The organism is Faecalicatena sp. (assembly GCF_058819085.1).
Window position 1 is genome coordinate 55,873 of sequence record NZ_JBZUUL010000030.1, and the last position, 10,057, is coordinate 65,929.

A 10,057-nucleotide genomic window follows, 5' to 3' on the forward strand; every position below is an offset into this window, starting at 1 on the left:
TCGGGCTCTCCCCTTCCCGGCGGATATATCTTATATACTCCTTATTCCAGCCCTCGTTCGAAAATCCTCAGCTTTGCGCTTTTTGAACGGCTGTTATGTTCCAATTCTTCCTCACTTGGAAGGATCGGCTTCTTTGTGATCACTTTTCCCTTTGAAACGTTCCCGCATACACATACCGGAAAATTTTTCGGACAGATGCATGGATCTTCATTCTTCCTGAATGAACTTTTCACGATCCTATCCTCCAGTGAATGGAAGGTAATGATACAGAGCCTTCCTCCGGGATTCAGTAAATCAATCATGGTATCCAGGGTATCCTTTAGAACGTCCAATTCATGGTTCAATTCAATACGGATCGCCTGAAATGTCCTCTTGGATGGATGTCCCGATGTTTTTTGTATTTTCATCGGGATGGCCCTTGAAATCACCTCATTCAACTGGCCGGTTGTTTCGATCGGCCCTTTTTCGCGTTCCATTACGATATGCTTTGCGATATTCTTCGCAAATCTGTCCTCCCCGTAATCCCGGATCACGCGAAAAAGGTCCGCTTCGCTATAGTCATTGACAATGTCCCTGGCCGTCATCTTTTGTCTCTGATCCATCCTCATGTCCAGCGGGGCATCTGCGCGATAGGAAAAACCTCGTTCTGCCGTATCTAACTGATAAGATGATACGCCCAGATCAAGTACGATCCCGTCGACCCTGTCAATGCCTATCTCATGGAGCCTCGGCTTCATATCACAATAATTGCTCCTGATTATTGTAACTCTCTCCCCGAAGTCGAGTAATCGGGCACCAGCCGCTTCAATCGCGGCAGCGTCCTGGTCTATTCCTATAAAACTCCCCTTGCTGTTTAAGCGCTTACACACTTCATAGGCATGTCCGCCTCCTCCGAGTGTAGCATCAACGTAAATCCCATCCGGCTTGATCGCCAGACCGTCTACAGTTTCCTCAAGTAAAACTGATGTGTGCTTGAATGCCATAAAATCCTCCATCTGCTTATTGAAGCTGCCATCACTTTTAAATCCTGATGCCAATTGCCTCCATACGTTCGGCGATCGCATCCAGATCTTCTTCGCTGACCATGCTTCTCTCTTCCCAAAGTGCTTTATCCCAGATTTCAACGCGGTCCTGAACTCCCACCAGGACAACATCTTTTTCCAGATTAGCCGCTTTCCTCAGAGAAGGTGGTACCAATACTCTCCCCTGCTTGTCAAAGCTGCCCTCTGAAGCACTTCCGAAGAAATAACGCTTGAATATTCTGGCATCTTTATTCATACGTGGTAAGGTCTCCAGTTCAGCAACGAATTTGTTCCATTCGTCCATAGAGTACACAAAGAGACAGCCCTCCAAGCCATTACAGATCACGAAACTCTCTCCCAAATCGTCTCGTAACTTGGCTGGGATGATTAGTCGGCCTTTTTCATCAATTGTGTGATTAAACTCCCCTAATAACATCCGGAACCCCTTCTCTTAAGTGAGGTCTCCACTTTTCACCCCACTTTGTGCCACTATCTACCACTTCCTACCACTTGCCTCCATTGTAAACCACACTCCCCCCATTTTCAAGTGTTTTTTCAAAAAAATTTCTGGGGAGGGAGAGGGGATTCGGAGAATGGGGGGGCGCTGCGGGAAGCGAAGGACCCGGGATGGCGGGGCAGGTTAGCGTGGATAAGCGGGACTAAGTGGGAAAAGGTGGGAGGGGGTAATTAGTTTTTAGAAATAGGGAGGGGTGGAGGGAAGTGGGGAGATTTTTGAAATAGTGGGGGGATGTGGGGGCGATTATTAATATTCTTCTGATTTTTTGGATTTTTTTCAAGATTTTTTATGGTAATGATGGGGATGATACCCAAATGAGATGGATTAGATGTATTTTGGTACTCCACAGTCCTTTTATCTCTTTGGATGAAAAAAGACGAAAAAGGCAGGGGCACTCGGGAATCGGGTTCCTGGTGTCAGACTTTTAAATCTGACACCAGGCGGGATTCGTCGAAAGGCGCTGCTTTTTCGTCTTTTTGTTTCTATTCATCCTGCATGTATGTGTAAAGGGATGAAGCTCCCTGCAGGCGGGCTGCATAATATTTTTACTGAGATAGACCATTCAAGTAATTATTAACCGCATTGTAGTCAACTTCCGCTACCGGACGTTCCTGTTTTGCCTCGTGTGTCTGATAGGCGGAAAATCCCAGCCATGCTACTAATGCTAGTGCCGCTAAAGTGAGGACTGCTTTTCGGACAACACTCATGATGCGCTGCTTTTTGATGATCTTTTTTCTATTGGCTTTTTCTTGTTTATAGCGATCTACTTTTTCCTGGCTCATTTTTCAAACTCCTTCGTGCTTTAACGTTCTATAGAGCATTTTATCACAAAGTTTTCTATACCACAACTATTATTCCGCCGTCATTGGCATACATGGTGCTGATTCCTGCCGTGTCTATAATGAAGCTGGCTTTGAACTTGGCTTTTGAAAGAAGAGTCTGCTGAACCTCAAGCGCCCGCTCTCTGCAGTTGCAGTGGGAGATCGCCAGGATCTTTTCTTCTGAATTTTCCAATTCTTCTATAATATGGTCTGTCATCTTTAACAATGCTCTCTTCATACCGCGTGCCTGTCCCAGCTGACAGATGATCCCTTCTGGTTTAGCTCCCATTACAGGCTTGATGTTGAGAGCGCTTGCGACAAGCGCTTTGATGCCTGTCAGTCTTCCGTTCTTTTTCAGTGTATCCAGAGTCTCGAGTACAAAGTATGTGTGCTGGGCTTCGATATATTTTTCCACAGTGTTGACTACTTCCGTAAAGCTCATGCCTGCTTCTTCACATTCCCGGATCTTCAAACCGATCAATGTCTCACCGATCGATGCGGAGCGGGAATTGAAAACATAGATATCCTTTTTTCCATATTCCTCTTCATAAAGCTTACGTCCAAGCTCTGCACTATTATAAGATCCGCTCAGTTCCGCGGATAATGTCACTGCATATACGCGCTCTGCATCGCAGTGATAGCTCTCCATATATTCTTCCGGGGATGGACAGGAAGACTTAGGACATTCAGAGCTTGCCGCAACCCGCTTTAAAAAATCCGCCTGGTCAAATGTCTCGTCATCCACAATACGGACGCCATCGACCTCCATGCTCAATGATGCAGTCTCAAACAGGCCGCTTGCCTTCATCTCTTCCGTTAATTCTCCACAGCTGTCTACAATCACTTTATAACTCATACTATATCCTCCCACACTACACTTAGTGCATTCCGCTTCTATTATATGTAGTTTTAAATACTACATACTAATATAGCACACTTTATATCGTATGAAAAGACTTTTCTTTCTTGAAACCCAAGATTTTATCAAATACAAAGGCATTGAAACAGGACACAAACTGCTTTGACTGCCCTGCCAAACTACTGACTCATTCATCCAAATACTTTCATAAAACAGAATGCAGGACAAATATTTCGTCCTGCATTCTGCACGGCAGACCTTAAAGCGGGTCACCTTGTGTCCTCTTCTATTTTTATCTTCCGTGAGATCCCCAGCGCGATCCCCATCTCTGTCATCAAAAACAGGATGGAGGTTCCTCCGTAGCTGATAAACGGCAGTGTGATACCTGTTGTCGGGATCAGATTCGTTACAACTGCGATGTTTAGGATCACCTGCAGTGCGATATGGGCGAAGATTCCTGTTGCGATCAGAGAGCCGTACATATCCGGCGCATTTCTCGCAATAAACATTAACCTGTATAGCAGCATCCCGAACAATACCAATATCACGATCGCCCCGAATACCCCAAGCTCCTCGCAGACAATAGTCAGGATCATGTCGTTCTGAACCTCGGGAATGACCCCAAGCTTCTGAGTGCTGTTGCCCAGGCCTTTTCCCCAGAAGCCGCCGGCGCCGATCGCATACAAGCCCTGCATTACCTGGAAACCGCCTTTATCCGCATGATTTTCGGGATCCAGCCAGGTAATGATCCTTCGAAGCCGGAAATTTTCACTTGTGGTGATCGTAGCCGCCATAATCGAGATTCCCACCACTGCCACTACTGCCGCTGCTCCTGCGACTGCAAGGAAGGGCTTTGTTTTTGGATGAGCCACAAAAAACAGGACGCAGGTAATCGCAAATACGATGATAGCGGTACTGAGATTTTCAGTCAGAAACATGACCCCGCCGGCTGCTGCCACACCAAATGCCATGATCCTCACAAATCCATCTTTTGTATTGATCTGCTTTCCCATCCTGCATATCTCATATGATATAAATAAAATCACAGCGATCTTCGTGATCTCTGACGGCTGAAGTGTCATATTTCCCGGCAGCTGTATCCAGCGCCTTGCCCCGTATATCTCAATCCCTAATGGTGTCTTTACTAAGGCCATCATGACCATGGCAAATATGTAACACTCAAACGCAAATGCTCCATAGACATGATAATCAATCTTCGAAACTACAAACATGATCCCAAAACTTAAGACGCTGATGATCGCCTGTTTTGTAAAATAGTACATGTCATTCTGGAAATCAGACTGTGCGCTGTAAGCACTTGTGCTGTACAGCATCACTAATCCAAAGCATGACAAAAATATGATCACGAGCAGCAGATCATAATCAAAATATGCTGTCCCTTTTCTTGTCCGTGTCCTTTTTCTGCTGCCGGATACGGGCGGCTGCGGGGCGGGTGCAAATCCCCGCATGGGCCGCGTTTGATCCAAATTTCTGCTCCTGCCCTTCACAGCCGGTGTACTGCGCCTTGGCCTTACGCTGCTTTTCGCACCGCCTTTTACGCTCCTGATCGGCCTTACATTTCCACCCGGTGGAACAGTCCTCTCCTGCCCGTTGTTGTGAATGGGCCTCACTGTTCTGCTTCTCATAGTATCTCCCCTGTCTTTCAAATACCGTTCATACTCCGCAAATCCCCCCGTGATGCCAGCTCACCTTTGCATGTTGTGGTATTATCTGGCATTCATTACCGGATGGACTGGTTTTCCATGTCCAAAAAACCGGTCGTACCATACAAGGAATATATACACTGTCCAGATCTTCCTGCTGTTATCTGTCTTTTCGTTGGCATTTTTTCCATTCTTATGGTCATCCAGCATTTTCACGAGCTGCTTTGTGTCGAAAAATTTTCCTGCTGCTTCTGACAAAAACATCTCTTTCACGATCTGATAATATTTCTCTTCCTTCAGCCAGACACGGATCGGAATCGGGAAACCAAGCTTCTTTTTCTCTGCTGTCTTGCTTCGGATCACCTTCTCTGCCGCGCCGCGCAGAGCGACCTTTGTCTTCGGTGCGCGGACCTTATAATCAAGCGGAAGTGTCTCAGCCAGTTCCAATACCTTCTTGTCCAAAAACGGCACCCTCACCTCCAGTGAATTCGCCATCCCCATCTTGTCCCCCTTCATCAGGATATCGTGGACAAGCCAAAGATGAAGATCCACATACTGCATCTTAGTAACCGAATCCTTCCCCTTCACCCTCTCATACAGCGGGCGGGTCACTTTCTGGATTCCTGGCTCACAGCCTTTTTTCAGAATCTTATCCGCCTCACGCTCCGTAAAAATATTGGTCGCATTTGCAAAATAACGCTCCTCCAGTGTCTTTCCGTGACGCATTAAAAAGCCACGCCCCTTCATCCCCCTCGGCAGGCAGTTCTCCGCAAACTTACCCAGCAGCCTGCGCAAAGGCATCGGTATTTTGTTGAATCCTGTATGCTCCAGAGGTTCACAGTAAATATTATATCCGCCAAACAGTTCGTCCGAACCTTCCCCCGAAAGCACCACCTTAACCTTTTTGGATGCCTCTTCACTCAGAAAATAGAGTGCGATGGCTGCCGGATCTGCTACCGGCTCATCCATATAATACTGGATATCAGACAATTTATCCCAGTATTCTTCCGGTGTGATGACCTTGGCATCATTCTGCATATTGATGCTTGCCGCAAACTCCTTTGCATCCCGGATCTCGCTGTATTTTCCTTCATCGAATCCAACCGTAAATGTATGGTCCACCTGGCCTAAATAAGTCAGGTAGCTGGAATCAACGCCGCTGGAAAGATAAGAAGCAACCTCAACATCACTGATCTTGTGCTTCTCCACAGATTCCTTCATCACACGCTCCACATCGTCCACCACTTCCTCGAAGGATTTCTGGCAGTCTCCCGTAAAACGTGGCTCAAAATATCTGGTAATGTTCATCTCACCATTTTCATAGGTAAAATAATGTCCCGGCTGCAGGCAGAATACGCCTTTGAAAAATGTCTCATTGGTCGGAACAAACTGGAAGGAAAGATAATTTCCAAGTGCCGCTTCATTGAATACCTTGTCGAATTTGGGGTGTTCCAGAAAGGACTTGATCTCGGATCCAAACATTAAAGTGCCATTCATCTGTGCATAATAAAGCGGCTTGATCCCAAAAATATCCCGGGCGGCAAACAGCCTTTTTCTCTTGGTATCCCAGATCGCAAACGCATACATTCCCCGGAGGCGCTCTACCAGACTAACGCCCCATTCCTCAAAGCCATGGATCAGGGTCTCAGAATCCGTATTAGAAACAAAAGTATGCCCGGCCTCAACTAATTCCTTCCTCAGATCCTGGTAATTATAAATCTCACCATTAAACACGAGGACCATGCTCCTGTCTTCATTATAAAGAGGCTGGTCTCCGACAGAGGAAAGGTCGATGATGCTCAGACGCCTGAATCCCAATGCCGCATCCTCATCCAAATACTTTCCCTCACTGTCTGGTCCACGATGAATGATCGTATTCATCATATTGACCAATACCTGTTCTCTATCTTCAACTTCGCCTACAAAACCTGCAAATCCACACATAAAATCATATCTCCTTTAACAATCGCCTTTTTTATTTTACAGTGTTTCCCCCTCAGGCTTACATTCATAAAAAGGTGTGTCATACATAACTTGCCCTTTATTATAGCTTTTTTTACATCTAAAAACAACTTTTTTAGAAAAAAGCAAAATTCCTCCTTTTTACAAAAGAAAAGCAGTGCTTCATATGCACTGCCTCTTAGCATCGGGGTGACAGGATTCGAACCTGCGACCTCACGGCCCCCAGCCGTGCGCTCTAACCAAACTGAGCCACACCCCGCCTTTGCCTCTCCTATTATATAAAATTTTTGAGCAAATGTAAAGTGGAACCTTTTTATTTTTCTTCCATACTATATTATTGTAAATGTCAATGGAAGGAGATATCGCAAAATGGCGAATTATCAAAACAATATGCGTTATGGCAGACCGATGAATCCCAATAACAGCCGCCGCAATATGCCCGGCAATATGAATGATGGATGCTGTAATACGCCTGGCAGTGCCAGCGGCGGATGCCATAATATGCCCGGTCATATGAACGACGAATGCCGCAGCATGCCTTCCGGCAGTAACCGCATGGCTGACAACCGCCGGCCGGCACCTATGCCAAGGGAAGACGTAAGAAGACGCAGCCCGGAAACTGGCGGATGTCATACACCAGAACCTTGTAATCATGACTGCGATCAAAGAACACGTAAACCTATGGAGGTGCGCAGTGATATGGAAAGACGTAATTGTATGGAATCCCGTAACTCTATGGGAAACCGCAGAGCTATGGAGAAGGGCCCCTGTGAATGTGAAAAGCCGAAGCATAAAGCGTGTGGCTGCCGTTATGACGCTTTAGAGGATTTTGCACTGGCTATGGCATACGTGCCGTGGCAGAGATGGCAGAATTTATTCGAGCCATGCAAAGCCCTGCAGTGCGGCACGATTTTTGAAGACCTTTCCAAACCATTTTATGGAAAAGGAGGCTGTAACCGATGAGTGAACGTCCATGTAAAAAAGATCTGCTGAACAAAATTAATGTAGTCAGCTTTGCTGTCGATGATGTAAAGCTTTTCCTCAATACCCATCCGTGTGATGAAGATGCCCTTGCTTATTTTCGTGAATACAGCCGGATGAGAAATGAAGCATTAAAAGAATATGCCGCAAATTTTGGCCCGCTTACCATCGATACTGCAGTCTACTCCTGTACTGATGTATGGGATTGGACAGATGAGCCATGGCCGTGGCAGGAAGGAGGATGTTAATTTATGTGGGGTTATGAAAAGAGATTACAGTATCCGGTAAAGATCACACAGACCAATCCAAAAATCGCCCAGATCATCATGAGCCAGTTTGGCGGTCCTGACGGTGAGCTTTCTGCTTCCATGAGATATCTGTCCCAGAGATATACAATGCCTTATAATGAAGTCACCGGGACCTTGACTGATATCGGAACTGAAGAGCTGGCCCATATGGAAATAGTCTGCTCCATCATTTACCAGCTGACTAAAAATCTGACACCGGAAGAAATCGAAAAATCCGGTTTTGGAACTTATTATGTCGACCACACACTTGCTCTCTGGCCGCAGGCAGCAAGCGGTACACCGTTTACGGCAACCTACTTCCAATCCAAAGGTGATCCGATCACCGATCTTCATGAGGATATGGCAGCAGAACAAAAGGCAAGAACCACCTATGATAATATTTTAAGACTCGTTAAAGACCCGGAAGTATGTGACCCGATCCGCTTCCTGCGGGCACGCGAGGTTGTTCATTATCAACGTTTCGGTGAAAGTCTGCGCATCGTGCAGGATCATCTGGACAGCAGAAACTTCTATGCGATCAATCCTGAATTTGACATTCGTCAGGACGGAAATTGCAAATAGCAGGTTCCTGGAAATAACAGGATCGCAGAAATAAAAACCAGGTAAAAGACTAAGAGGGGGACGGCTTTTATATGTTGTCCCCCCTGTTGTGATCAAAGGGAACCGTCCATCTTATGATGTCTTTCTTACGCATACTTTGGTATAATATAGAAAAGATGTGGGAGGTGGATCAAATGGGAATGATCAAAGTGTGGACAAAGCAGCACAAACACGTACTTGAATCATTGAAGGCCAATGGCAGATATACCGCCAGGCGGGAGTACGTTGTAATGGAACTAAAAGAGCACGCGCCGCTTGTTCTGGAAACCTATGAATGGCTGGTAAAGAATGGCCCAGACGCAGCGAACCGCCCGGCTGATGTGGAATTTCCGATCTGGGTCTCCTTTGACAGGGACGCCGTGATGATGCTGACCGACAACACCGTCATTCTGGAGCTGGAATTAGAAGAGTCTATGATCACAAAGATCAATATTGCAAAATGGGGAACGATCCTGAATTACGGATATATCCCTGCCGATGAACTTGATGCAGCCCGACATCAAAGGCTTCTGAAAGATTATCGGACCAGTGACGTACAAGCTTATATGAGCCAGTTCTATCCGCAGATCAAAAGAGAAATTAAAAATAGCTGGAGCCGTCTGTTTGACCCGCAGATCAAATTGGGGTACGACTCTGCTTATGGAACTATATGGGAGGTAAGACAAGAATGGGTGAAACAGGTCATACAATAAGGCTTTATACATATCAGACGGATGCTGTGCTGGATGCGATCCATAAAAACGGGGTCTGTTTTTCCAGAAAGTCATACGTGCAGAAGAAATACAAAGAAAGTGCAGGAATTTTTACCACCGCCTATTCCTGGTTCGTAAAAGAGGCAGAAAAGATAGTTCCAAAACCGGAAGGAGCCGAATACCCTTACTGGGCATTCAAAGAACTTTATAGTATGGATCAGTCTGGCAAAGGCAATGTGATGGCCCTGGAAGTTCCGATCGATGAGGTCATCCTGTTTGACTTATATGACTGGAATAAAATTATCTGTATGAAATATATCGGTGAAAACCCAGAAGAGGAAGAAAGTTTTCATCAGCTGTTGTCCCAATGTGGTTTAAAGGAAACCGATGTAATGCTCACAAACTTCCATCCTGAATGGAAAAGGAAGATTTTGGAGAGCTGGAGCAGGCTTTTTCGTTATGATGCCCGGATAAAGAAGGGTGATACAAAAAAGGTGGGAGGAGTACAGGCGGGACTGTGGCAGATAAAGAAGGAGTGGAATCGAGTAGGAGGGAGTGATTAACTCCCGTCCTCTCACAGCACCGTGCGTACCGTTCGGTACACGGCGCTTTCAATAGTTGACGCGCACAG

General features: G+C 46.0%; 11 protein-coding genes and 1 tRNA gene. 5 read left to right on the forward strand and 7 right to left on the reverse strand.

Translation table 11 applies throughout. The features are described 5' to 3' along the window. Positions 1–41 precede the first annotated feature (41 nt). From rsmH to AC4OGX_RS15190, 7 genes are all read right to left on the reverse strand, one after another. Positions 42–983, reverse strand: a complete 942-nt coding sequence (gene rsmH / locus AC4OGX_RS15160) for a 16S rRNA (cytosine(1402)-N(4))-methyltransferase RsmH (protein WP_493331439.1) — start codon at positions 981–983, stop codon at positions 42–44. A 37-nt stretch (positions 984–1,020) separates the two neighbouring features. Next, complete coding sequence (gene mraZ, locus AC4OGX_RS15165) at positions 1,021–1,458, reverse strand: division/cell wall cluster transcriptional repressor MraZ (RefSeq protein ID WP_493331440.1); 438 nt, start codon at positions 1,456–1,458, stop codon at positions 1,021–1,023. A 626-nt stretch (positions 1,459–2,084) separates the two neighbouring features. Beyond that, the gene (locus AC4OGX_RS15170; RefSeq protein ID WP_493331441.1) at positions 2,085–2,321 is read right to left on the reverse strand and encodes a hypothetical protein; all 237 of its coding nucleotides are present in this window, start codon (positions 2,319–2,321) and stop codon (positions 2,085–2,087) included. A gap of 55 nt (positions 2,322–2,376) precedes the next feature. After that, positions 2,377–3,216, reverse strand: coding sequence for a DegV family protein (locus tag AC4OGX_RS15175; RefSeq protein ID WP_493331442.1), 840 nt, complete (start codon positions 3,214–3,216; stop codon positions 2,377–2,379). 272 nt (positions 3,217–3,488) lie between these two features. Beyond that, positions 3,489–4,865 carry an FtsW/RodA/SpoVE family cell cycle protein gene (locus AC4OGX_RS15180; RefSeq protein WP_493331443.1) on the reverse strand — a complete coding sequence of 459 codons (1,377 nt, stop codon included), beginning with the start codon at positions 4,863–4,865 and terminating at the stop codon, positions 3,489–3,491. An 81-nt stretch (positions 4,866–4,946) separates the two neighbouring features. Continuing rightward, positions 4,947–6,827: an asparagine synthase (glutamine-hydrolyzing) gene (gene asnB, locus AC4OGX_RS15185; RefSeq protein ID WP_493331444.1), complete on the reverse strand. Its 1,881-nt coding sequence runs from the start codon at positions 6,825–6,827 to the stop codon at positions 4,947–4,949. 202 nt (positions 6,828–7,029) lie between these two features. Further along, positions 7,030–7,104: transfer RNA gene (locus AC4OGX_RS15190), tRNA-Pro, on the reverse strand. Positions 7,105–7,214: 110 nt separating this feature from the next. Here AC4OGX_RS15190 and AC4OGX_RS15195 point away from each other — a divergent pair. The 5 genes from AC4OGX_RS15195 to AC4OGX_RS15215 all read left to right on the forward strand — a co-directional run bounded on the left by AC4OGX_RS15195 (position 7,215) and on the right by AC4OGX_RS15215 (position 9,989). Beyond that, positions 7,215–7,808 (forward strand): spore coat associated protein CotJA, encoded by a 594-nt coding sequence (locus AC4OGX_RS15195; protein WP_493331446.1) that lies wholly within the window; start codon positions 7,215–7,217, stop codon positions 7,806–7,808. Beyond that, complete coding sequence (locus tag AC4OGX_RS15200) at positions 7,805–8,074, forward strand: spore coat protein CotJB (protein ID WP_493331447.1); 270 nt, start codon at positions 7,805–7,807, stop codon at positions 8,072–8,074. Before AC4OGX_RS15195 ends, AC4OGX_RS15200 begins: the two co-directional genes overlap by 4 nt. A gap of 3 nt (positions 8,075–8,077) precedes the next feature. Beyond that, complete coding sequence (locus tag AC4OGX_RS15205; protein WP_493331448.1) at positions 8,078–8,695, forward strand: manganese catalase family protein; 618 nt, start codon at positions 8,078–8,080, stop codon at positions 8,693–8,695. A gap of 173 nt (positions 8,696–8,868) precedes the next feature. Next, positions 8,869–9,426, forward strand: coding sequence for a DUF3841 domain-containing protein (locus AC4OGX_RS15210; protein WP_493331449.1), 558 nt, complete (start codon positions 8,869–8,871; stop codon positions 9,424–9,426). After that, on the forward strand, positions 9,402–9,989 hold the full coding sequence (locus tag AC4OGX_RS15215; RefSeq protein ID WP_493331450.1) for a DUF3841 domain-containing protein: 588 nt from the start codon (positions 9,402–9,404) through the stop codon (positions 9,987–9,989). The genes AC4OGX_RS15210 and AC4OGX_RS15215 overlap by 25 nt, the downstream gene beginning before the upstream one ends. Positions 9,990–10,057 lie beyond the last annotated feature (68 nt).

Coding starts and splice junctions, on each gene's coding strand:
- rsmH (WP_493331439.1), bottom strand. CDS start 983: ATGGCATTCAAGCACACATCAGTTTTACTTGAGGAAACTGTAGACGGT.
- AC4OGX_RS15210 (WP_493331449.1), top strand. CDS start 8,869: ATGGGAATGATCAAAGTGTGGACAAAGCAGCACAAACACGTACTTGAA.
- AC4OGX_RS15175 (WP_493331442.1), bottom strand. CDS start 3,216: ATGAGTTATAAAGTGATTGTAGACAGCTGTGGAGAATTAACGGAAGAG.
- mraZ (WP_493331440.1), bottom strand. CDS start 1,458: ATGTTATTAGGGGAGTTTAATCACACAATTGATGAAAAAGGCCGACTA.
- AC4OGX_RS15170 (WP_493331441.1), bottom strand. CDS start 2,321: ATGAGCCAGGAAAAAGTAGATCGCTATAAACAAGAAAAAGCCAATAGA.
- AC4OGX_RS15200 (WP_493331447.1), top strand. CDS start 7,805: ATGAGTGAACGTCCATGTAAAAAAGATCTGCTGAACAAAATTAATGTA.
- asnB (WP_493331444.1), bottom strand. CDS start 6,827: ATGTGTGGATTTGCAGGTTTTGTAGGCGAAGTTGAAGATAGAGAACAG.
- AC4OGX_RS15180 (WP_493331443.1), bottom strand. CDS start 4,865: ATGAGAAGCAGAACAGTGAGGCCCATTCACAACAACGGGCAGGAGAGG.
- AC4OGX_RS15195 (WP_493331446.1), top strand. CDS start 7,215: ATGGCGAATTATCAAAACAATATGCGTTATGGCAGACCGATGAATCCC.
- AC4OGX_RS15215 (WP_493331450.1), top strand. CDS start 9,402: ATGGGTGAAACAGGTCATACAATAAGGCTTTATACATATCAGACGGAT.
- AC4OGX_RS15205 (WP_493331448.1), top strand. CDS start 8,078: ATGTGGGGTTATGAAAAGAGATTACAGTATCCGGTAAAGATCACACAG.